This is a genomic window from Streptomyces sp. NBC_01689 (assembly GCF_036250675.1).
Lineage (GTDB): Bacteria > Actinomycetota > Actinomycetes > Streptomycetales > Streptomycetaceae > Streptomyces.
Genome location: NZ_CP109592.1, coordinates 1,580,675 through 1,601,562, shown reverse-complemented (window position 1 = coordinate 1,601,562; position 20,888 = coordinate 1,580,675). Strand labels below are relative to the sequence as shown.

Below are 20,888 nucleotides of genomic sequence, written 5' to 3'. Positions count from 1 at the left end.
ACCAAGGGTGGGGCGGGATTCATTTCCTCACCGCGGTCCGAAGGCGTCCTCGCCCGGCGCGATCGTGCGGGAACAGCCGAACACCCCCGCCGGGGCGGGGGTGAGGCCAGGAAGAGCCGCTGTTCGGGGGTGCGTTCAGTCGGCCATCCGCTCCGGGTCGAGGACCACGGGCAGTTCGGTGAGTCCGCGGAACGCGGGGAAGGGCACGGTCAGCCAGCGCACCTCGTGCGGCGGCACGGCCAGCGTGATCTCGGGATACCGGCGGAACAGCGTGGTGAGCGCGACCTGCATCTCCAGGCGGGCGAGCGGCGCTCCGATGCAGTAGTGGGGCCCGTGTCCGAAGGACAGGTGGGTCTGGTCACCGGTGCGCGTGACGTCGAGCCGGTCGGGGTCGGCGTACACCTCCGGGTCCCGGTTCGCGGAGGTGATCGCGATCTGGACGAGCGCGCCCTTGGGGATCACCACACCACGCATCGGGATGTCCTCGGTGGCGTGGCGGAAGGTGGAGCTCTCCACCGACCCCTCGAACCGCAGCATCTCCTCGATGGCGAGCTTCAGGGATTCGGGGCTCGCGAGGGCCGCCTGCCGCTGGTCCTGCTTCGCCAGCAGGTGGTACACGGCGTTGCCGATGAGGTACGCGCTGGTCTTGTGACCCGCGAAGAACAGCACCCACGCCGTCGAGACCAGCTCATGGTCCGTCAGCGCGCCGTCCTTGTCCTGGGCCGTGACGAGCGCGCTCATCAGGTCGTCGCCGGGCTCGCTGCGCTTGCGCGCCACGAGGTCGACCAGGAAATCGCGCAGCTTCCCCTCGGCCTCCGCCAGCGCCTTCTTCCCCTCCGGTCCGAATCCGGTCCTCGCCACGGTCGTCGCCCACTGGTGGGCGCGCTCGCGCTCACCCTCCGGCACACCGAGCAGTTCACAGATGACCTGGAGCGGCAGCGGGAACGCGAAGTTCGTGAGCAGGTCGATGGACGCGTCGGTCGCGCAGCGGTCCAGCAGCTCATCGGCGACCTGCTGCAGCCGAGGGCGCAGCAACTCCACACGGCGCGTGGTGAAGGCACCCTGCACGATCCTCCGGAGCCGGGTGTGCTTGGGCGGGTCGGAGAACAGCATGTTGTCGTCGAGCGCGATGGAGGAGTCGCCGAAGATGCGGTGGTACGCGTCGAGGGCGCCGTACATGTCCTTGCTCAGCCGGGGATCGGCCAGCGCGGCGCGCGCGTCGTCGTGACGGGTGATCAGATACGTCTCCACGCCGTGCGGCGGCTGCAACGGGCACACCGGCGCGCTTTTCCTCAACTCCGTGTACACGGGGTGTGGATCGGCGCGGAACTCGGGGGTGCATCGGGAGGCGGCGGCCACCGGGTCCGCGGATCCGGCTTCGGTCTGCAGGGGTGTTTGGGTCATGGCCTCGACGGTTCCCGGCGGGCAGTCGCCAGCAAACGTCCTTAGCCCATCCGGGGCGGACCCGGGACGCGGCGTCGCGATCGGAGCAACAGGAGGTGCGCGGTGCGGGAAGCGGGCGAAGAGTTGATGCCGAATGGACAGGCCCCGAGTCGCCGTTTCCGACGGTTGGGGCGCACGTCGGACGACAGACGATAGGGGAACAGCCGATGAGCAGACGAGCCGTGGAATCCGTACCGGTACTGGTGGTAGGCGGCTCCCTGGTGGGCCTGTCCACCTCGGTCTTTCTCGGTCGCCTCGGCGTCGAGCACCTCCTCGTCGAGCGCCACGCCGCGACCTCCACCCACCCCCGCGGCCGTGGGAACAACCTGCGCACCATGGAGCTGTTCCGCACCGCGGGTGTCGAGCCGGACATCCGGGCCGCGGCGGGCGCCCTGACCGGGAACGACGGTGTCCTCCAGGTGAGCTCGCTCGCCGGCGGCGAGGAACGGTGGATCGTCAAGGCCATCGACACGGGTCCGTCCCTGTCGCGGATCACGTCGTCCGGCTGGTGCCTGTGCAGCCAGAACGACCTCGAACCCGTCCTCCTGCGCTACGCCCGCTCCCTCGGTGGCGACATCCGCTTCGGCACCGAGCTGGTCTCCTTTACCCAGGACGCCGAAGGCGTGCACGCGGAGGTGAGGGACCGTGACAGCGGCGAGACCCGCATCGTGCACTCCCGTTATCTCGTGGCCGCCGACGGGCCCCGCAGCCCGGTGCGCGAGCGGCTGGGCATCTCCCAGTCGGGTCCGGGCGCCCTGTTCCACAACGTGAGCGTCACCTTCCGCAGCAAGAAGCTCCAGGATGTCGTCGGCGGCAGGCGCTTCGTCGTCTGCTACATCACGAACCCCGCCGGAGAGGGTGCCCTGCTGCCGGTGGACAACGGCGAGCAGTGGGTGTTCCACACGCCCTGGGCCCCGGACCGGGGCGAGACGCTGGACGACTTCACCGACGAGCGCATCATCGCCCACATCCGCGCCGCGGCCGGCGTCCCGGACCTCGACGTCGAGGTCACCGGCAAGGCCCCCTGGCACGCGGCGGACCGCGTGGCGGACAGCTACGGCGAGGGCCGGGTCTTCCTGGCCGGCGACTCGGCGCACGAGATGCCGCCCACCGGGGCGTTCGGCTCCAACACCGGTATCCAGGACGCCCACAACCTCTCCTGGAAGATCGCCGCCGCCCTACGCGGGTGGGCCGGACCGGGGCTGCTCGACACGTACAAGGCGGAACGGCGGCCGGTCGCCGTCGCGACGACCGCCCGCGCCCTGTTCCAGGCGCGCGAGGAACAGCACCCGGGCTACACCCCGGAGAGGAAGCGCAAGGACGAGCCGGCCGACGCCCTGACGGTGGCCCTGTGCTACCGCTATCCGACCGGAGCCGTCGTCGGCGCCGAACCGGACGCCGCGATCGTGCCCGAGGACTTCCAGCTGGGCGGCGCCCCCGGCAGCCGCGCCCCCCACATGTGGCTGACCACCCGGGAGGGCCGGCGGATCTCCACCCTCGACCTCTACGAACGGTCGTTCGTCGTCCTCACCGGCCCCGGTGGCGAGGCCTGGCTCACCGCGGCCCGTGCCGTCAACGAGCGTCTGGGCATCCCGGTGGAGGGCTACGTCGTCGGCGCGGACCGTGATCTGGTCCCCGAGGACGGATTCGACTGGGCGGGGCTGCACGGCACCACGGAGTCCGGTGCCGTCCTGGTCCGCCCCGACGGTTTCGTGGCCTGGCGGTCGCCCAGGCTCGCCCCGGACCCGGAACGGGCGCTGACGGACACGCTGATGACGGTGCTCCACCGCGAGGCGCCGTCGAACACCGAGACCGAAGCCGTGGCGGAGCAGCCGCTGGCGACGGCGTCCGACGTACGCGTCTGAGTGCCTTCACCCGAACGCCGTTTTCGAACGAGGAAAGAGCCCCCGATGATATCTTCCGACCGCTCGTCGTCCGCCCCGGCCGATGACGACGCCCGCACCTCCCGTGTGGACGTCCACCACCACTTCACCGCCCCGGCCTGGCTCGACTGGGCCGAGGCGCAGGGCCTGGTCCGACGCGACAAGCTGCCCTGGTGGACCCGCTGGGACCTCGACACCGCGCTCGCGCTCATGGACCGTACGGGCATCCGCACCTCCGTCATGACCGTGGCCATGCTCGGCCGCATCCAGGAGCGCGCCACGCGTGAGGAGAGCGCGCGGGTCGCGCTGCAGGCGGCGGCGAAGATCGTCGCGGACCACCCCAGCCGTTTCGCCTTCTTCACGCCGGTCTTCCTCGACGATCTGGACCTGTCGAGCTGGTCGCTCAGGTACGGCCTCGACGACCTGGGCGCCGTCGGGGTGAGCACCCGTACCAGCGCGGGCGGTGTCTATCTCGGCGACCCCTCGCACGACCGTCTCCTCGGCGAGCTGAACGACCGTTCCGCGGTCATCAGCACGCACCCGATGGACGTACCCGGTGGCAACGCCGACGGGGCGGGTGTCCCGGGCCTGCCGCCGTTCATGTGCGACTTCCTCATGGACACGACCCGCGCGGCGATCAACCTCATCCTGAACGGCACGCTGGACCGCTACCCGAACCTCACCTTCGTCCTCCCGCACGGCGGTGGCTTCCTGCCGTACATGGCGACCCGCCTGGAGCTCTTCGGCAGTCACCTCACCCCCGAGATCGAACCGTCCCGGGTACGCGACTACCTGCACCGCTTCTACTACGACACGGCGGGACCCATGTCCCCGTCCTCGACCCCCACCCTCATGGCCACCGTCGATCCCGCCCGGATCCTCTTCGGCACCGACTGGCCGCCGACCTCCGCCGACATCGTCTCCGACGTCGCGGCTCCGGCCCTGGACAGCGACCCGGCCATCGCCGGTCACCAGCTCCGCGGCATCAACCGGGACAACGCGCTCCGGCTGATGCCGAGGCTCGGCTGAGCCTGGTGCTGGTGCTGGTGCTGGTGCTGGTGCTGGTGCTGGTGCCGGTGCCGGTGCTTGGGCTGGGCCTGGGCCTGGTGCTTGGCCCGGGCCGGCCGGGCTCCGGTCCTCGTCACATCCGGCGTGATCCTCCCGCTCACGCCGGCGCTCGCCTCGACGGCGGCGCCGGCTGATCGCGATCCGCCGTACGACCGCGGCGTGACCGCCGCGCGTCCGAGCCGCCGCCACGGAACGAGCACCCGTGGCGGCGGCTTCCGGCGCTGCTCCCCCCTGCGTGCCGCCCCGCCACCGTCCGTGCTCGCGGGGCAGGCCGGGCGAGTGCGTCGCGGCCCCGAGCCGGCGACCCGCTCGGCGGTCCCGGCGGTCCCGGCGGTCCTGTCTCACGAGGACGAGCGGGGACTGCGGGGGCCGTCGGCGAGCGCCCCTCCGCCAGGACCGCGGGACGCCACTCGTCCAGGTCCGCCGAGCCGGCGGGTGCTCGACACCGTGACGGGGTCCCCTGGTTGCTGGCGTCACTCGAAGGGATCAACCCCGGCCGGGCCGGACGCGGGCCGTCGGTGCCGGGAAAGCACGCTGCCGACCGACTTCGCCGGCGCGCGCCGGGTGGGCGGTGTCCCTACGGTGGTGCCATGGCGGTGAGGGCGAGTACGAGGAGCGGGCGGGGGCAGGGCCGCCGCGGCAGATCCTGGGACGTGGCGGTGGCGTTGGGACTGTTCGTGCTGTCCGTCGTCGCCGCCTCCGTCATTCCGCGCGAGCACCGCTTCGACCTGCGCTGGACCGCTGCCCTGCTCGCCGGCGTGGGCTGCTTCGCGCTCCCGTGGCGCCGCCGGTACCCCTTCGCCGTGGCCGCTCTCGCGGTCGGCTGCGGAGCGGCGTTCCAGGTGCTCGGGTTCCGCGAGAGTCCGCTGGTGACGAGCCCGGTCATCGTGTCGGTCTACTCGGTGGCCGCGTCCACCGACCGCCGTACCGCCTGGGGCGTCGCGGCGGCTTCGGCCGCGGTGCTGGTCGGGGCGGAGGTGGTGTACGAGCCGGGCTCCTGGCTGCAGCCGGGCAACGTCGCGATGCTGGCGTGGACGGCGCTGCCCGCGGCGGTGGGGGACGGCGTGCGCTCGCGCCGCGCCCACATCGCGGCCGTGGAGGAACGTGCGGAGCACGCGGAGCGGACCCGTGAACAGGAGGCACGGCAGCGGGTGGCGGCCGAACGGGTCCGGATCGCCCGTGAGCTGCACGACATCGTCGCCCACAACATCGCCCTGATCAACGCCCAGGCCGGTGTCGCGGTCCATGTGGGCAAGGAGCGGCCCGAGCAGATCCTCGCCGCTCTCACGGACATCCAGAAGGCGAGCCGGTCCGCGCTGGACGAGTTGCGCGCGACCGTGAGCCTGCTGCGCCAGTGCGACGACGGCGACGCGCCGCGCGATCCGATCCCGGGCCTCGCACAGCTGCCCGCGCTCCTGGCGTCGTTCGAACGTGTCGGTCTCTCCGTGGTGTGCACCCGGCACGGATCCGCCCCTCCGCTGACACCCGCGGTGGATCTGGCCGCCTACCGCATCGTCCAGGAGGCTCTGACCAATGTCCGCAAGCACGGCAGCGCGGACAAGGCCCGGCTGCAGCTGAGCTTCGGACGGCACTGCCTGACCGTCACCGTCGAGGACGACGGCTGCGCGGTCCCGCGCGGGCCGCAGCAGGGGACCGGCCATGGACTGATCGGGATGCGCGAGCGGACGGCCAGCGTGGGCGGGAGCCTCACCGCCCGACCGCGGCCCGAGGGAGGTTTCGTCGTGATCGCCGAACTTCCCCTGCGTCCGGCCACGGGGGACGACCCCTGAGGCTCGTCGCCCGTCGCGGATGCCGACGCCCGGGTCCTGCGGACCGGTTGGCGGTCGGGCCCGCGCTCAGACGGCCGGTGCCTGTGCCGGGGCGGGGCCGGGACGCGGGGTGAGCGCCTCCAGCCGCTTGATCCTTCTCCGTACGACGTACAGGGGGATCACGCCGAGGAATCCGAAGGACATGTCGATGACCGTCCACCAGAAGGGAATTCCCCGGAGCGGCCCGCAGATGAGCGCGAGCGGGACGATGCCGGCACAGGCGATCATGCCGAACTCGACGACCCAGATGTTGCGGACGGGATCGCGGTAGGGACCGTAGAAGGCCACCGCGATCATGAGGTGGGCGAAGGCCAGCCAGTCCGTGCCGTACAGGAGGAAGGGGTACTCGGCGTCCGCGGTGTCGAGTCCGCGGCGTACGCGCTCGATCCAGTCCGTCAGGGCGGGCAGGTGCTCGGGCACGGACAGGGTGCGCAACAGGTCCTCGGTCCAGCGCAGTTCGTGCACCAGGGGGAAGGCCGTGGCGCCGCTGAGCACCAGACAGACGACGAAGAAGACCAGCCATGCGCGAATGCCCTTGACCAGGGCGGCTCTGTCGCTCATGGCATGAGCGTACGCCTGAACTTGAACATGTTCAAAACTGTGGGCCCGTCCGGTACGTGAGATCCGGATCACCGCCGGGGCGGCCCCCGCCGCCCGGCGCTCAGGGCCGTGCGACGGCCGGGCCCGTCCTCCGCGGAAGACGGACTCCCATCCTCCGCGGACGGCGAACTCCGGTACGGAGAGGCCGCTTCAGGCCGAGCCCGTGCGCGCTTCAGGCGACCCAGGTGCCGGTCAGGCCGAGCACCTTCGCCCCGTCGGGGTCGGCGAGCTTGGTGCCGACGAAGGCGCGGGCCCCGTCCGAGGTCTGGACCCGCAGCGCCGGACGCTCGGAGGTGAGCACCGCGACCACGACGGCGGCGGCGTCGTAGGAGGACTGGGCGGCGGCGAAGGCGCCCGCGGTGCGGGTCAGGTAGGCGTCCATCGCGGCCGCGTACGGTCCCAGGCGCTCCGTCATCTCGGTCCGGTCGTCGGGGATGCCCACGTTCGCGACGAATTCGCTGGCCACCGCTCCCGGTTCGACGAGGGTGACGTCCACCCCGACCGTCGCCGCGACGGGCGCGAGTGACTCCAGGTAGCCCTCGACGGCGAACTTCGCCGCGCAGTATGCCTCGTTGAACGGCTGTCCGACGACACCGCCGACGCTGGAGACGGCGATCACCCGGCCTCCGGACGCGCGCAGGTGGGGCAGGGCGGCGGCGGTGGTGTTCAGGACGCCGAAGAAGTTGACCTCCATGACACGGCGGACGGCCTCCACACCGTCCACTTCGAGGGTGCCGACATGGCCGGCCCCGGCATTGTTGATCACGGCGTGCAGGGCGCCGTGGTCGGTGACGACGCCGGAGACGCAGTCCCGTGCGGAGGCGGCGTCCGTCACGTCCAGCCGCCGGACCTCGATCAGCCCGGCGACTCCCGCCGCGGTCGCCGCCTCGTTCAGCGCGCCGGCCTTGCCGGGATCACGCATGGTGGCGACCACGCGCCATCCGGCGCGGGCGGCACCGAGGGCCGTCTCCAGGCCGATGCCGGTGGAAGTGCCGGTGATCAGAACGGTCTTGTCGGTCATGGGGACTCGCATTCGTCGGAAGGGCCACGATCGGGGGCACGGAGCCGGAACCGGGCGTCCAGGTCCTGTGCGGACCCCGCCGCGGCGATCATCTCCCCTGGAGGGCACTCCAGGGCAAGCGTCGGCCGCGGCCTCACGGGGACGGTCGAGGGGGTTCATCCGGATGCCGGAAGCGGATTTCCCCGTGCTCACGCTCGACGACGCGGGCCGCCGGGCCGACGCGTCGGCCCGCGACGCCCGCCATCTCCCGTGGTCAGGAACACGGGAGGCCGACCACGGTCGTCGCCTAGGACAGCGCCGCGTGGCACCCGACTCCTTCTCGGGCCGGGCGATCCGGATCCTCGGGCCGGGCGATCCGGATCCGGTGGGGCCGACGACGGATCATCCGGCGACAACTCCGCACCCCGGCGCGGGACTTCCCGCCGACCTGGGCGGTGATGCGCAGGGGGAGTCGAGAGGACCCCGCGAGGTCCCGGGGGATCAGCGCGCCGCCCAGGCCTCCGCAGCCGTCGTCACGGGCGCTCCCGTGCGCGCCGACTCCTCGACGGCCAGTGCCAGCAGATGGTCCTGGCAGCCCTCGGCCAGCGGATACGGTTCCGGGCCGGCGTCCCGGACCCATGCCCCCGTGCGGCACAGCAGGTCCACGACGGCGAGGTCGTCCTCGGAGAGACTCGCGCCCAGGTAGTCGTTGCGCCACACCACCCGTCCGTCGAACGAGATGTGGTGCACCTCCGCCCCTTCGAGGTTGAGATCCGTCCCTGTGCGCCGACGCGTCAGCGGGGACTCGACGGCGGTGCGCGGATCGGTCATGCGGACCACGGTGTCGTCCACCATCTCGCCGAGCGAACCGCGTACCACGATCCGGCGGGCGCGCAACGGATTCCACCACTGGTTGTCCGTGAAGTCGTACAGGCCCGTGCGGGCCCCGCCGAAGTCCAGCAGGGCGAGGGTGGTGACGGCGTCCTTGGGCGTCAGGTCGTCCGACCAGCCGGCGGGGGACAGCGGATCGGCGAGCGGGGCGGTGAAGGCGCGCGCGGTCACCGTCACGGGCCCGTGGCCGACACCCAGCGTGTGCCGGATCAGCGACATCGCGTGATACATGTGCGTCGAGGACACCTGGACGGACGTGACCTCGCCGATCACACCCTCGCGTACGAGGGCCAGGCGGGCGGCATGGCCGGGCATGAGCGTGTACTGCTCCGCGACCTGGACGAGTGCGCCGCCCCCGGCACGGGTCACGCCTCCCACCGCCTCCCACAGGTCCCGCAGGCCAGGCACGTCGGGCGCCGGCGGAGTCTCCGCGAGGACCGGCACCTCGTGCTCGACCAGTTCCCGCACGACCTGCGGCGTGATCTCCCAGGGCACCGAAGGGATCACGAACTCCGGTTCGGCGGCGCACAGTTCACCGACCGTGCGGAAGGTGGGCACACCCCATTCCGCCTCCACCCGGACAGCGCGTCCGGCCGAACGCGTCACCACGCCGACCACCGCCAGCCGCTCGGGGAGCAGCCTCGCCAGCCGGGCGAAGAATTCGGCCCGCCAGCCACTGCCCACGATGCCGAACCGAATGGGTGCCGTCTTCACGTGTCCGTCCCTCCCCGCGACCGCCGCGAGTCTAGCCCGGCGACCTGGGCCGGGGGCCAGGGCGGTAGTGCCGCGGCTCATCGGCCCGCCACGGCGTCGGGTCACCGCATGAGGTCGTGGATCTTCCGCAGCCAGGGTTCCCGGACGGCGGGCGTCCGGGCCAGGGTGTGGCGGAACGCTTTGCCGGACGGCCGGAACCGGGTCGGTGGGTGGGGCGGCAGCGGATCGTCGCGCTCCACGCCCGTCGGCAGGCCGCCGGCAGCCGGCAGCCGGGTGCGATGGGGCGGGAAGGCCGACTCGGCCCACAGGGCCGCTTCGAGGGGCACGGCCACCGCCCCGCAGCTCGACCGCCACATCTCGCCGGTCTGTGGGTGGACGGGCACCAGCACCAGTTCGGAGGCGGGCTCGCCCAGCCCCGGTCCGGCGAGGTCCCGCCGCATCGCGCCCGCCCCCGAAGGCAGGAGCCCGCGCCGCCGACGTGTCCGACAGCGACGCCGGCTTCGTGACCGCTGGACATCAGCGGACAGGACGGGCGGGTACGGTCCGGCCTCGACACCACGGCGAGACCTCTGATCGGACGGACGCCCCCGCGCACGACCTTTGTCGGGGACCCGGCCTCTCGGTGTCCCCGCTGCGGCTACGCTCTGTGGGTGTTCGAGGCGACGGCGTCACCCTTCCTGGGCAGGGCGCGGGTGGGTGTGGCGCGCTGGAGTGCGCTGAGCGTGGTGGAACGGGACGCGGTCTGCACGTTGCTGCTCGCGCCGGTGGTGTTCGCACCCGTGACAGCACGGATCGGCGCGGAGTTCGGTGATCTGCCGCAGCGCCCCTACGACCTGGCCGGAGTCCTGCTCGCGCTCGCCCTGTGGCTGCCACTGGTGCTGCGGCGGCGGTGGCCGGGGATCTGCCTGGGCCTGGTGGCGGGCGCGTTCGCCGTGCACGAACTGCTCGGCTGTCCACAGACGTTGGCGAGCTGGGGACTCTACATCGCTCTCTACAGCTTCGGTGCCCACGGGACCCGTGCCGACGGCGCCCGCCTCGGTCCGGTGGCGGCGGTCGCGACCGGACTGTACGTGATGTTCGCGCTGGGGCTGTACGGAAGAGGTTCCCCGCAGCGGACGACCGATTACGTCCTCATCTACCTGGTGCTGATCGGCTGCTGGGGCACCGGCCGGGCCGTACGGGCGCGACGGGCGGCCGAGACCGAGCAGCGGCGGCTGGGTGTGGAGGCGGCCATGGCGCGGGAACGGGCCCGTATCGCACGGGAGTTGCACGACGTCGTGACCCATCACGTCACCGCGATGGTGGTGCAGGCCGACGCCGCCCAGTACCTGCTCGCCGACGCTCCTGACCGGGTGGCCGTGGGTCTGGAAGCGATCAGTGACTCCGGCCGCCACGCCCTGACGGATCTTCAGGATCTGCTCGGCGTCCTCAAGGCGTCCGGCGGTGCGCCCGCCGACGGCGGCGCCACGGACGGTGGCGCCACGGACGGTGGCGCCACGGACGGTGGCGCCACGGACGGTGGCGCCACGGACGGTGGTTCCGCGAACGGCGGCGCCGCGGACGGTGGGCCCGCGGGACGCCGGACGCCGGCCCTCGGAAGGCTGGGCGATCTGGTGGAGCAGACCCGAGCGGCGGGACAGCCCGTGCGGCTGACCGAGTCGGGGGAGCGGCGTCCCCTGGCCACCGCCGTGGAACTGGCCGCCTACCGCGTGGTGCAGGAGACCCTGACCAACGCGCTCAAGCACGCCCCCGGCCACCGCACGGACGTCCAAGTCCGTTACGGACGGGCGGAGATAGAGGTCGAGGTCACCACCGAGGGAACGCCCGCCGCGCCTGCCGGGCCCGCCGCGTCCGGCTCACCCCGGTCCGGACCGCTCGTCCGGGGTGGCGGGCACGGGCTGCTCGGGCTGCGTGAACGGGTCGGGGTGTTCGGCGGCGAGCTGCTGTCGGGTACCCGCCCGGACGGCGGATTCCGTGTCCACGCCCGCATTCCCTCGAAAGAGCCCGTATGACAGCCGTCGACGCTCCGATCCGTGTCCTCGTCTGCGAGGACCAGGAACTGGTCCGCACCGGATACGTCACCATCTTCGGCGCGCAGCCGGACCTGGACGTCGTCGGGGAGGCCGCGGACGGCCGCACTGCGGTGGACTCCGCACGCCGGCTGCGCCCGGACGTGGCGGTCATGGACATCCGGATGCCGGTCCTCGACGGCATCGAGGCGACCAGGCTCCTCGCGGGGCCCGACGTCGTCGCCCCCGTGAAGGTCCTGGTGGTCACCACCTTCAACCTCGACGAGTACGTGTACGAGGCGCTGCGCGCCGGGGCCAGCGGCTTTCTGCTCAAGGACGCGCCCCCGCGCGATCTGGTGCACGGGATCCGCACGATCGCAGCGGGGGAGTCGCTGCTGGCGCCCGCCGTCACCAGACAGCTCGTCGGCAGGTTCGCCGACCGTATCCGTAGCCCGCGCCGGACCACCGCCGCGGCCGAGGCGCTGTCGGTCCTCGCGCCCCGCGAGACGGAGGTGCTGCGGCTCATCGCGGAGGGACTGTCGAACGCCGAGATCGCCGACCGGATGGTCATCAGCCGCGAGACGGTCAAGACGTACGTGTCGCGCATCCTGACCAAGCTCGACCTGCGCGACCGCGTCCAGGCGGTCGTCCTCGCCCACCGGGTTGGCCTGGTCACCGCCGACGGCTGACCTCCAGCCTGTCGGCGGCGGACGCGAGTGTCCCCCGAGCGAGCCACACGCGACTGTCCACCCCGGGGCGACGCCCCACGCCGGTACCCACTCGTAGCGTTCCTGACCTCGACACCGCGGCGGCCGGGCCGCGGTGAAGCAGATGAGGAAACGCCATGACGCAGAGTCCGCTCAGGTCGCGCACGCCGTTCAGGAACATCCGGCCGCCGAGGTCCACGGGCGGACGGCTCGCGGTGATGGTGGTGCTGTTCCTGATGGTGACGGCCCTGGCCGCCGGAGTGCGGGCCGTCGCCGGGACCAACCCGTTCCTGTCGCTGATCGCGGGCGCCGTCGTGGCGGTGGGGGCGCTGAAGGCGTACGCCGTGGCCGTACGGGCGGTGGAGAGACGCGGCCTGCCCGAACTGGACCCGACGACCACCGTCTCCGGACTGCGGACCGGCACCCTCGCGGGACTGCTCCTGTTCAGCGCGACGATCGCGCTGATCGCCCTGTTCGGCGGATACGGCACGAAGGGCGGCGTCTCGGTCGGCGGAGCGATCGCCGTGCTCGGGACGATGGCGGGGGTCGCGGTCGTCGAGGAACTGCTCTTCCGCGCGATCGTCTTCCGCCTGGTCGAACAACTCGTCGGCACAAGAGGGGTGCTGGCCATCACCGCTCTGCTCTTCGGCGGCCTGCACCTGGTCAACTCCGGGGCCACGGTCTGGGGTGCGCTGGCCATCGCGGTGGAGGCCGGCCTGATGCTCGGCGCGGCCTACGCGGCCACCCGTACCCTCTGGCTGCCGATCGGCCTCCACTTCGGCTGGAACTTCGCCGAGAGCGGCCTCTTCGGGACCACGGTCTCGGGCAACGACGGAGCCCCGGCGGGCCTCGTCCACGGAGTGCTGTCGGGTCCGACGGCCGTCACGGGCGGCACCTTCGGCCCCGAGGCGAGCATCTTCGCCATCCTCGTCTGCGCCGTCCCCACCCTCGTGTTCCTGCGCACGGCGAAGCGCCGGGGCCACCTGCACACCCGCGCGGAACTGAAGGCGGCCACGGGTACGGCCACGGGCACGGACACCGAGGCCACGACGGGCCCCTGAGCACGGGCCGAGCACCGGCGGACGGACCCGCAGGTCACGACGGACGGCGGCCTGAGCACGAGGGACGGCTGCGGACCCGCGCCTCTCCCGGCCCTGAATCCAAGGGACTTGGCCTCGCGGGTCACGCGCGCGACCGGAACGGTGCGAGCGCGCCGGGAGCGGAGCCGGAGCCGGTCTCCGACGAAGCATCGGGGCGGATGCCCGCCCCGATGGGCGCGCGCACGGGCGAGCCGCGGTCCTCACCGCCTCGGCCCCGCGACGGCGTAGGCCGCCGTGCCGACGACCGCGAGGACCGTGGCCGTCCAGGTGGCCGCCGCCGTGCCGGGCTGCAGCAGCAGCCGGCTCGCCACCCGGGCCGGCGCACTCGCCGGGGGCGGATCGAAGAACGCGAGCGAGAGCCAGGACAACGCCGTGGCCGCGAGGCTGTACGCCTCCGTGGGATTCCGGCCGACGGAGGACTCCCCGGGCGATGAGGTCGTCGCCAGTCTGCCTGTGGTCGAGGGCCGGTTGAAGCCCTGAACCTCGACTACCCCGAAACCTCAACTCCCCCGAGTCAGCGCTCCGAGGGCCGGCGAGGGCCGCCCTGCCGTCTTCCCGCACGGCCGGGCGCCTCACGCGCTGCGCCCCTTCCGGCGGTGGGCGGCTCCGGGCGGTGGCGTTCGCCGAGCACGCCGGTCGCCGACCTGGGACCGACGCGAACTCGGCCGCGAAGAGCGCCACTTGACCATGTGGGCTCACCGGCGGCGGGGCGGCCCCGGCGCGTCAGGTACAGGGCCGAGGCGAGATCCCGGGACGGTGCTCCCGCGGAATCCCGGTGGTGCGGTGCGCCACGTGCGGGGTCCGACACAGTTGAACACGTTCAAAAGTGGCGGCTATGCTGGTGCGGAGCGAAGCCGAGGGGGTTCGATGAAGGTGGTGCTGCCGGGGGGAACCGGGCAGGTGGGCACGATTCTCGACCGGGCGCTGACGGCAGCCGGCCACGAGGTCACGGTGGTGACGCGGCATCCCGTGCGCGCGCACCACATCGGCTGGGACGGGACGTCGCTCGGCCCCTGGGCCGCGGCGATCGACGGCTGCGACGTCGTCGTCAACCTGGCCGGACGCAGCGTTTCCTGCCGCTACACGGCGGACAACCTGCGCGCGATGATGGACTCGCGGGTGGATTCGGCGCGGGTGGTCGGCGAGGCGATCGCCGCCGCCGCGCGGCCACCGCGTGTGTGGCTGCAGATGAGCACCGCGACGGTCTACGCCCACCGCTTCGACGCCCCGAACGACGAGGCGACCGGAGTGATCGGCGGTACGGAGACCGGAGTGCCGGACCACTGGGCGTACAGCGTGAGGATCGCGGAGAACTGGGAGCGGGCACAGGCCGAGGCCCCGGCCCCCGCGACCCGAAAGGTCGCGCTGCGCTCGGCGATGGTCATGAGTCCGGACCGGGGTGGCGTCTTCGACGTGCTGTCGCGGCTCGTACGCCTCGGGTTGGGCGGTGCGGTGGCCGGTGGTGCTCAGTACGTGTCCTGGATCCATGACGAGGACTTCGTGCGAGCGGTGGAGTTCCTGATCGCCCGTGACGACATCGAGGGACCGGTGAACCTCGCCTCGCCCGGCCCCCTTCCGCACCGCGACTTCATGCGGGCGCTGCGCACGGCCTGGGGCGTCCCGGTGGGCCTGCCGGCGACCCGCTGGATGGTCGAGCTGGGGGCCTTCGCGCTGCGCTCGGACACGGAACTTCTGCTGAAGAGCCGTCGAGTGGTGCCCGGCCGGTTGGACGCGGCCGGGTTCGCCTTCACGCATCCCGGATGGGAGAGGGCCGCAGACTCCCTCGTGCGGCGGGCCAGGCGGGTACGTGGGGCATCGGGACCGGGGGCCGGTACGCCGATCGAGCGGCAGGCCGGGTAGCCGGCCGGGCGCAGATGCCGACCGGTCGCCCTGGCAGCCGGATTCATGGGTGGATCGCCTGTCGACGGGATGCACCGGACGTCCCCGGTCCGGACGGCGGCCACGGGCCCCGGCACCGGCGAACCGCCGTCGCCCCGGCGTCTCGCGGGAGCACGGGGCCGGTCGGCGTACCGCGCCGAGCGCCGTGTCTCCGATGCCGCCCGCAGTCGACCTCCCGGCGGCCCGCCGGGCGAGTCACACTGGCAAGGGGGAGTGACGGCCCGGCCTCGCGGTCGCGCCGCACGCGGGGGAGGCGAAGCCCTGTCCGCCCGGGGGTGAGACGCAGACGTGCCGCGCCTGTCGGCACAGGGTTCTGGAACAGATGGCCCAGGAGGGCATCGTCACACGGCGTGATCACCGATGGGCGATCGCGTCCGGCTTCGGAGAGCTGATGCGGGCGGGAGCGCGGTTCTCGCCGTTGGAGGCCGTCGCGCGTCCTCGGATGAACGCCCTGGCGCGGGCCACGGGGGCGACCGTGGTCCTTCACCGCGTGTCGGAGGGGGTGGTGGACACCGTGTACTGCGCTTACGGGCCACTGCTGGCTCCCCTCGTGCCCGCGGCGGAACAGCGACTGGCCGCGGTGCACCCGGCGGCCTCCCTCTGGCGCGCCCTCGCCTCCGGGCAGGTGGCGGCCGAGTACCAGGAGGTCCACCCGGGATGCGTCTGCATCGCCGCCCCCGCGGCTCTGCCGTCGGGCGGAACCCTCGTCGCGTCCCTCGCCCGGACGGAGAACCGCGAGGTGGAGTCCCTCAAGCATCCCTTGGAGAAGGTCGTGTCCCTGATCGTCTCGGACGAGCGGCGCTTCCGGCGCTGAGTCCTCCACTCCGGGACCGGACCGACGGGCCGGCTGTTCGCGGGGGTCGTTCAGCGTGTCCCGTCGGACGGTCGACCGAGGCCCGTCCCTGTCCGGCGAGCGCCGAGCGGTACGCGTTCCCAAGCAGACCGGCCATCGTCTCGATCTCCTCGGCGGTACTGATCAGCGGCGGTGCGACGACGACGGTGTCCCCGACGGCCCGCACCAGAAGCCCCTGCCCGACCGCCTCGGCCATCACCCGGGAGCCCCACTCGCCCTCCTGCCGGCCGCCGGTCCCCGTGCGGAAGGTGACCGCGGCCAGGAAGCCGTACCCCCTGACGTCCCGCACGGACTCCCTGCCTCGGAAGGCGTCGGTGAGACTCTTCATGAATACGGGAGCCGTCTCGCGCACGTGACCGGGAATGTCCTCCTCCACGACGATGGCGAGTGCCTCGCGGGCGACGGCCGCGGCGACCGGATGTCCCGAGTAGGTGAACCCGTGGCCGAACGCGCCGATGGTTCTCGATCCGTCGGCGATGGTGTTCATGACCCGCCGTCCCACCAGCACGGCGGAGATCGGCGCGTAGGCCGAGGACAGCCCCTTCGCCACAGTGATCAGGTCGGGACTCAGGCCGAACTCCTCGGTGGCGAACATCGCTCCGGTGCGGCCGAAGCCGGTGACGACCTCGTCGACGATGAAGAGGATGTCGTGACGTGCGAGGATCTCCCGCACCCGGGGGTAGTAGCGCGACGGCGGGATGATCACGCCACCCGCGCCGAGGATCGGCTCCGCGATGAACGCGGCGATCGAGTCCGGGCCCTCCGCGGTGATGAGCCGTTCCAGATGGCCGACGAGCCGGTCCCCGAAGTCGTCCTCCGACAGACCCTGCCGCAGGGCGCTGTCCGGATCGGGGCAGGGGACCTGGATGTAGGCCGGCAGCGGGAGGCCGAATCCCCGGTGGACGAAGTCCAGACCGGTCGCCGAACCGGCGGCCACGGTCGTGCCGTGATATCCCCTCTCCTGGGAGAGGATCTTGAACCTGCCGTGACGGCCGAGACACTGGTGGTAGTACCACGCCAGCTTGAAGGCGCTGTCGTTCGCCTCGGCACCGGAGTTCGCGAAGAAGGTACGGCCCATGGGGATGGGCGAGAGCCGCGCCAGGTCCTCGGCCAGGGCCAGCGTGACGTCGGTGGTGCGGTGGGCGAAGGAGGCGAAGAACGGGAGCTCCGCCATCTGCCGGGCCGCCGCCCGCACCAGTCGCGGCTGGCTGTATCCGAGGTTGGTGCAGAGCATTCCCGAGGTGGCGTCGAGATAGGAACGCGGGCGGTCGTGGTGGGTAGGACGGCCGGGAAGATGAGTACGACAGCTCAGGCTCCGGCGGTGACCGGCACCGACGATGGGGGCGACCATCGCCGCCGAGCCGGGAGTCCGTTCATGCTCAGTCGTACCGCCGGCATCGTGATACCCGTCGTCGGACGGCTGTCCGTGACCCGCGACCCCGGCGCGGAGTTCGCGCCGGGCAGCATCGTCGCCGCGAACCACACCTCCCTCGTCGACCCCGCCGTAGTGATCGCCGCGCTGCACCGCCTCGGTGTCACGCCGGTCATCATGGCCACGGCAGGGCTGTGGCGCATCCCCCTGCTCGGCCGCGCCCTCACCCGCGAGGGACACATCCCCGTCCACCGGCGTGACCGGCGAGCCGCCGGCGCACTCGACCTCGCGGCACAGGCCCTGCGGCAGGGACGCGTGGTCCTCATCTACGCCGAAGGCGGCCTGCCCCGGCGCAAGGACGCCATGGAGGCGGCCCCCGGCGACTTCCGCACCGGACTGGCCCGCCTCGCCGAACGCACCGGCGCCCCCGTCGTACCCGTCGGCCAGGCCGGCGCCCGCCGTGTGACCTCGGGCGGCACGATCAAGCAGATCGCGGGCGCCGTCACGGCACCGCTGCGCCGACCGGCCCTGCACGTGCACGTGGGCGCGCCCCTCCTCTTGACCGGCGACAGCACCGTACGCACGGCGCAGGCCCGTACCGCGGTGACCACCGCGTGGAGGACGGCGGCCACGCACCTCGGTGAGGGTGCCGCGCCGGCCGCATGACCTGGGCGACGGACCCCGTGACCCGGGACCTCGGCCCGCACGCGATGGTCCGCCGGTGCGCGCGCGGCGCCCGATGCGCGGTCCACGGCGGGCGGCCGGCGGTCGGGGGAGCCGGACGGCCCTCGGCCGCACCCGGGGTGAAGGGGCGGCCGCCGAGGGCCGGATTCCCGTCGGGCGTGCGGAGGCCCGGTACGGTGCCGGGCCGCCGGCCTGGGGCGACGACCCGTGCGGAGACGGTCAGGCGTCGAGGCCGAGCAGTCCGGGCAACTGCTCCATGTCACCGAAGTAGCCGGTCGCCCCGGGGAGTCCGTCGGCCGTCACCATGCCGGTGAACGCGAAGGCGTCCATCCCGGCGGCGACGGCGGCCCGCACCCCGATGGGGCTGGCCTCGACCGCAACGCATCGCGAGGGTGCGACGTCCATCTGCTGCGCGGCGTGCAGATAGAGGTCCGGGGCGGGTTTCTCCTTCGCGACGTCCTCGGCGCTGCACATCCACTCCTCCTCGAAGAAGTCGTCGATTCCGGCGGCGCGGAGCGCGACGCGGATCTGGTCGTGACTTGCGGAGGAGGCCAGACAGTAGGAGATGCCGTGCGCGGTCAACGCGCCGAGCACCTCTTCCATGCCCCGCACCGGGCTGAGCTTGCGTTCGAGCGCGGCCGACGTCCTGGCCCGGAGGGTCTCGTCGAACTCGGCGGGCAGCGGCTCGCCTGTCCGTTCGAGGACGACATCGTGCACCCGGCGCGAGGAGGCCCCCAGGTAGTCGCGGAGCACGTCGTCGTACGAGGTGGCATGCCCCAGTTCGCTGAGGTACTCAGCGAGGACCGTGCCGGCAATCGGCTCGCTGCCCACCAGTACGCCGTCGTGGTCGAAGATGACGAGGTCATAGCGCATACGTTCACGGTACGAGCGGACGGTCCCCGACTCCCCTGAGCCATGCCAGCCATCCGGGTCCTTCCGCACCGGAAGCCGCGCCGCGGCTTCCGGTGGACGTCTCCGGGGTGGTGGGGGACCTATTTGGGTTCGCGGTTGAACTGGGTGGTGGACCAGTGGTGGCCGAGGAGGGTGAGGGTGAGGGTCCAGGCGAGGGTGATCCAGCCGTTGTTGCCGATGGGGGTGTCCAGGAGGAGTCCGCGGAGGGTTTCGATGGCGGGGGTGAAGGGCTGGTAGTGGGCGATGGGCTGGAACCAGCCGGGCATGGAGTGGAGGGGGACGAAGGCGCTGGAGATGAGGGGCAGGAGGATCAGGGGCATGGCGTTGTTGCTGGCGGCTTCGGCGTGGGGGCTGCTCATGCCCATGCCGACGGCGATCCAGGTGAGGGCGAGGGCGAAGAGGGTCAGGAGTGCGAGTGCGGCGAGCCATTCCAGGGGGGTGGTGTGGGTGGTGCGGAAGCCCATGGCGGTGCCGACGGCGGCGACGAGGAGGGTGCTGGTGAGGGCTTGGAGGACGCTGCCGGCGACGTGGCCGAAGAGGACGGATCCGCGGTGGATGGGCAGGGTGCGGAAGCGGGCGATGATTCCTTCGTTCATGTCGGTGGCGACGGCGACGGCGGTGCCGACGACGGTGGAGCCGATGGTCATGAGGAGGATGCCGGGCAGGAGGTAGTCGATGTAGGCGGTGCGGCCGGCGCCGGCGCTCATGGTGGTGCCGAAGATGTAGACGAACAGGAGCAGGAGCATGACGGGGGTCAGGAGGAGGTTGAGGGTCATGGAGGGGTAGCGGCGGGCGTGGAGGAGGTTGCGGCGCAGCATGGTGGAGGAGTCGCGCAGGGCGAGGGACAGGGAGCTCATCGCACGGTGTCCTTGGTGTGGTGGGTGTGGGTGGTGTGCCGGGCGGTGTCCGGGTCGGTGTGGGTGTGGGTGTGGGGGGTGAGGGCGAAGAAGACGTCGTCGAGGTCGGGGGTGTGGATGGTGAGTTCGTCGGCTTGGATGCCGGCGGTGTCGAGTCGGTCGAGGAGGGTGCGCAGGGTGTGCTGGCTGCCGTCGCCGGGGATCTGGAGGGTGAGGGTGTGGTCGTGGGGGGTGGCGTCGGTGAGGGTGTGGGTGGCGGTGCGGTAGGTGGTGGGGTCGGTGAAGCGCAGGCGGATGTGTCCGCCGGGGACGAGTCGTTTGAGTTCGTCGGGGGTGCCTTCGGCGGCGATCTTTCCGTGGTGCAGGACGGCGATGCGGTCGGCGAGTCGGTCGGCTTCCTCGAGGTATTGGGTGGTGAGGAAGACGGTGGTGCCGGTGGTGAGGAGTTCGCGGATGATCTGCCACATGGTGTGGCGGGAGCGGGGGTCGAGGCCGGTGGTGGGTTCGTCGAGGAAGATGATGCGTGGGTTGCCGACCAGGGTCATGGCGAGGTCGAGTCGGCGTTTCATGCCGCCGGAGTAGGTGGCGGCGGGTTTCCCGGCCGCGTCGAGGAGGTCGAAGCGGGCGAGGAGGTCGGTGGCGGTGCGGTGTCTTTGGGTGCGGGGCAGGTGGTGCAGGTCGGCCATGAGGAGCATGTTCTCCTCGCCGGTGATCAGGCCGTCGACGGCGGAGAACTGGCCGGTCACCCCGATCGTGGCGCGTACGGCCCGGGCGTCGGTGGTCAGGTGGTGGCCCCCGACGTGGGCCACTCCGTCGTCGGCGGGGATCAGCGTGGAGAGGATCTTGACGGCCGTGGTCTTCCCGGCACCGTTCGCACCCAGCAGAGCGAACACCGAGCCGGCCGGGATGTGCAGGTCGATGCCGTCGAGAACGGTCTTGTCCCCGTAGGACTTGCGGAGCCCGACGGCGGAGATCGCCGCCGGTGTCGGCCGACCGTCGTTCCGGATGGATGTGGGCATGACAGACGAAGGCATGGGACCCTCCCCTTCGAAGGCGTGGCGAGCGGT

20 protein-coding genes are annotated in these 20,888 nt (G+C 72.2%); 11 read left to right on the top strand and 9 right to left on the bottom strand.

From position 1 onward, the window contains the following. Positions 1-135 precede the first annotated feature (135 nt). Positions 136-1,404 (bottom strand): cytochrome P450 family protein, encoded by a 1,269-nt coding sequence (locus OG776_RS06865; protein WP_148012681.1) that lies wholly within the window; start codon positions 1,402-1,404, stop codon positions 136-138. A gap of 206 nt (positions 1,405-1,610) precedes the next feature. Between OG776_RS06865 and OG776_RS06860 the strand changes: the two genes are divergently transcribed. From OG776_RS06860 to OG776_RS06845, 4 genes are all read left to right on the top strand, one after another. Then, positions 1,611-3,308 carry an FAD-dependent oxidoreductase gene (locus tag OG776_RS06860; RefSeq protein WP_148012680.1) on the top strand — a complete coding sequence of 566 codons (1,698 nt, stop codon included), beginning with the start codon at positions 1,611-1,613 and terminating at the stop codon, positions 3,306-3,308. A gap of 45 nt (positions 3,309-3,353) precedes the next feature. Beyond that, positions 3,354-4,355, top strand: a complete 1,002-nt coding sequence (locus tag OG776_RS06855) for an amidohydrolase family protein (protein WP_148012679.1) — start codon at positions 3,354-3,356, stop codon at positions 4,353-4,355. A gap of 5 nt (positions 4,356-4,360) precedes the next feature. Then, positions 4,361-4,528: a hypothetical protein gene (locus OG776_RS06850; protein WP_329319541.1), complete on the top strand. Its 168-nt coding sequence runs from the start codon at positions 4,361-4,363 to the stop codon at positions 4,526-4,528. 456 nt (positions 4,529-4,984) lie between these two features. Then, complete coding sequence (locus OG776_RS06845; protein ID WP_148012678.1) at positions 4,985-6,184, top strand: sensor histidine kinase; 1,200 nt, start codon at positions 4,985-4,987, stop codon at positions 6,182-6,184. Positions 6,185-6,250: 66 nt separating this feature from the next. Here the strand turns inward: OG776_RS06845 and OG776_RS06840 are convergent, their stop codons facing one another. From OG776_RS06840 to OG776_RS06825, 4 genes are all read right to left on the bottom strand, one after another. After that, positions 6,251-6,784: a hypothetical protein gene (locus OG776_RS06840; protein ID WP_148012677.1), complete on the bottom strand. Its 534-nt coding sequence runs from the start codon at positions 6,782-6,784 to the stop codon at positions 6,251-6,253. Positions 6,785-6,995: 211 nt separating this feature from the next. Further along, the gene (locus OG776_RS06835; RefSeq protein WP_148012676.1) at positions 6,996-7,844 is read right to left on the bottom strand and encodes an SDR family NAD(P)-dependent oxidoreductase; all 849 of its coding nucleotides are present in this window, start codon (positions 7,842-7,844) and stop codon (positions 6,996-6,998) included. A 480-nt stretch (positions 7,845-8,324) separates the two neighbouring features. Beyond that, positions 8,325-9,428, bottom strand: a complete 1,104-nt coding sequence (locus OG776_RS06830) for a Gfo/Idh/MocA family protein (RefSeq protein ID WP_329319537.1) — start codon at positions 9,426-9,428, stop codon at positions 8,325-8,327. Positions 9,429-9,529: 101 nt separating this feature from the next. Next, the gene (locus OG776_RS06825) at positions 9,530-9,868 is read right to left on the bottom strand and encodes a hypothetical protein (RefSeq protein ID WP_329319535.1); all 339 of its coding nucleotides are present in this window, start codon (positions 9,866-9,868) and stop codon (positions 9,530-9,532) included. A 210-nt stretch (positions 9,869-10,078) separates the two neighbouring features. Here OG776_RS06825 and OG776_RS06820 point away from each other — a divergent pair, with 210 nt between their 5' ends. The 6 genes from OG776_RS06820 to OG776_RS06795 all read left to right on the top strand — a co-directional run bounded on the left by OG776_RS06820 (position 10,079) and on the right by OG776_RS06795 (position 15,957). Continuing rightward, positions 10,079-11,440 carry a sensor histidine kinase gene (locus OG776_RS06820; protein ID WP_329319533.1) on the top strand — a complete coding sequence of 454 codons (1,362 nt, stop codon included), beginning with the start codon at positions 10,079-10,081 and terminating at the stop codon, positions 11,438-11,440. Further along, entirely contained in the window at positions 11,437-12,126 is a 690-nt protein-coding gene (locus OG776_RS06815; RefSeq protein ID WP_148012674.1) for a response regulator, read from the top strand. The genes OG776_RS06820 and OG776_RS06815 overlap by 4 nt, the downstream gene beginning before the upstream one ends. Before the next feature lie 155 nt (positions 12,127-12,281). Beyond that, a complete protein-coding gene (locus tag OG776_RS06810; RefSeq protein ID WP_261994887.1) occupies positions 12,282-13,205 on the top strand; it encodes a CPBP family intramembrane glutamic endopeptidase in 924 nt (307 codons plus the stop codon). Between the two features lie 273 nt (positions 13,206-13,478). Further along, positions 13,479-13,724 carry a hypothetical protein gene (locus OG776_RS06805; RefSeq protein WP_261994886.1) on the top strand — a complete coding sequence of 82 codons (246 nt, stop codon included), beginning with the start codon at positions 13,479-13,481 and terminating at the stop codon, positions 13,722-13,724. Between the two features lie 387 nt (positions 13,725-14,111). Beyond that, the gene (locus OG776_RS06800) at positions 14,112-15,104 is read left to right on the top strand and encodes an epimerase (protein WP_148012673.1); all 993 of its coding nucleotides are present in this window, start codon (positions 14,112-14,114) and stop codon (positions 15,102-15,104) included. Positions 15,105-15,465: 361 nt separating this feature from the next. Then, on the top strand, positions 15,466-15,957 hold the full coding sequence (locus OG776_RS06795; RefSeq protein WP_148012672.1) for a hypothetical protein: 492 nt from the start codon (positions 15,466-15,468) through the stop codon (positions 15,955-15,957). Here the strand turns inward: OG776_RS06795 and OG776_RS06790 are convergent. Beyond that, positions 15,893-17,347, bottom strand: a complete 1,455-nt coding sequence (locus tag OG776_RS06790) for an aminotransferase class III-fold pyridoxal phosphate-dependent enzyme (RefSeq protein WP_148012671.1) — start codon at positions 17,345-17,347, stop codon at positions 15,893-15,895. The genes OG776_RS06795 and OG776_RS06790 overlap by 65 nt on opposite strands. A 24-nt stretch (positions 17,348-17,371) precedes the next feature. Here OG776_RS06790 and OG776_RS06785 point away from each other — a divergent pair, with 24 nt between their 5' ends. Further along, positions 17,372-18,034, top strand: a complete 663-nt coding sequence (locus OG776_RS06785) for a lysophospholipid acyltransferase family protein (protein ID WP_148012670.1) — start codon at positions 17,372-17,374, stop codon at positions 18,032-18,034. A 237-nt stretch (positions 18,035-18,271) separates the two neighbouring features. On the opposite strand, the gene OG776_RS06780 is transcribed toward OG776_RS06785, so the two are convergent. The 3 genes from OG776_RS06780 to OG776_RS06770 all read right to left on the bottom strand — a co-directional run bounded on the left by OG776_RS06780 (position 18,272) and on the right by OG776_RS06770 (position 20,840). Then, on the bottom strand, positions 18,272-18,925 hold the full coding sequence (locus OG776_RS06780) for an HAD family hydrolase (RefSeq protein ID WP_148012669.1): 654 nt from the start codon (positions 18,923-18,925) through the stop codon (positions 18,272-18,274). A gap of 119 nt (positions 18,926-19,044) precedes the next feature. Further along, positions 19,045-19,821: an ABC transporter permease gene (locus tag OG776_RS06775; protein WP_148012668.1), complete on the bottom strand. Its 777-nt coding sequence runs from the start codon at positions 19,819-19,821 to the stop codon at positions 19,045-19,047. Continuing rightward, entirely contained in the window at positions 19,818-20,840 is a 1,023-nt protein-coding gene (locus tag OG776_RS06770) for an ATP-binding cassette domain-containing protein (protein WP_329319524.1), read from the bottom strand. Before OG776_RS06770 ends, OG776_RS06775 begins: the two co-directional genes overlap by 4 nt. Between the last annotated feature and the right edge of the window lie 48 nt (positions 20,841-20,888).

Coding starts and splice junctions, on each gene's coding strand:
- OG776_RS06865 (WP_148012681.1), bottom strand. CDS start 1,404: ATGACCCAAACACCCCTGCAGACCGAAGCCGGATCCGCGGACCCGGTG.
- OG776_RS06860 (WP_148012680.1), top strand. CDS start 1,611: ATGAGCAGACGAGCCGTGGAATCCGTACCGGTACTGGTGGTAGGCGGC.
- OG776_RS06855 (WP_148012679.1), top strand. CDS start 3,354: ATGATATCTTCCGACCGCTCGTCGTCCGCCCCGGCCGATGACGACGCC.
- OG776_RS06845 (WP_148012678.1), top strand. CDS start 4,985: ATGGCGGTGAGGGCGAGTACGAGGAGCGGGCGGGGGCAGGGCCGCCGC.
- OG776_RS06840 (WP_148012677.1), bottom strand. CDS start 6,784: ATGAGCGACAGAGCCGCCCTGGTCAAGGGCATTCGCGCATGGCTGGTC.
- OG776_RS06835 (WP_148012676.1), bottom strand. CDS start 7,844: ATGACCGACAAGACCGTTCTGATCACCGGCACTTCCACCGGCATCGGC.
- OG776_RS06825 (WP_329319535.1), bottom strand. CDS start 9,868: ATGCGGCGGGACCTCGCCGGACCGGGGCTGGGCGAGCCCGCCTCCGAA.
- OG776_RS06815 (WP_148012674.1), top strand. CDS start 11,437: ATGACAGCCGTCGACGCTCCGATCCGTGTCCTCGTCTGCGAGGACCAG.
- OG776_RS06810 (WP_261994887.1), top strand. CDS start 12,282: ATGACGCAGAGTCCGCTCAGGTCGCGCACGCCGTTCAGGAACATCCGG.
- OG776_RS06800 (WP_148012673.1), top strand. CDS start 14,112: ATGAAGGTGGTGCTGCCGGGGGGAACCGGGCAGGTGGGCACGATTCTC.
- OG776_RS06795 (WP_148012672.1), top strand. CDS start 15,466: ATGGCCCAGGAGGGCATCGTCACACGGCGTGATCACCGATGGGCGATC.
- OG776_RS06790 (WP_148012671.1), bottom strand. CDS start 17,347: ATGGTCGCCCCCATCGTCGGTGCCGGTCACCGCCGGAGCCTGAGCTGT.
- OG776_RS06785 (WP_148012670.1), top strand. CDS start 17,372: ATGCTCAGTCGTACCGCCGGCATCGTGATACCCGTCGTCGGACGGCTG.
- OG776_RS06780 (WP_148012669.1), bottom strand. CDS start 18,925: ATGCGCTATGACCTCGTCATCTTCGACCACGACGGCGTACTGGTGGGC.
- OG776_RS06775 (WP_148012668.1), bottom strand. CDS start 19,821: ATGAGCTCCCTGTCCCTCGCCCTGCGCGACTCCTCCACCATGCTGCGC.
- OG776_RS06770 (WP_329319524.1), bottom strand. CDS start 20,840: ATGCCCACATCCATCCGGAACGACGGTCGGCCGACACCGGCGGCGATC.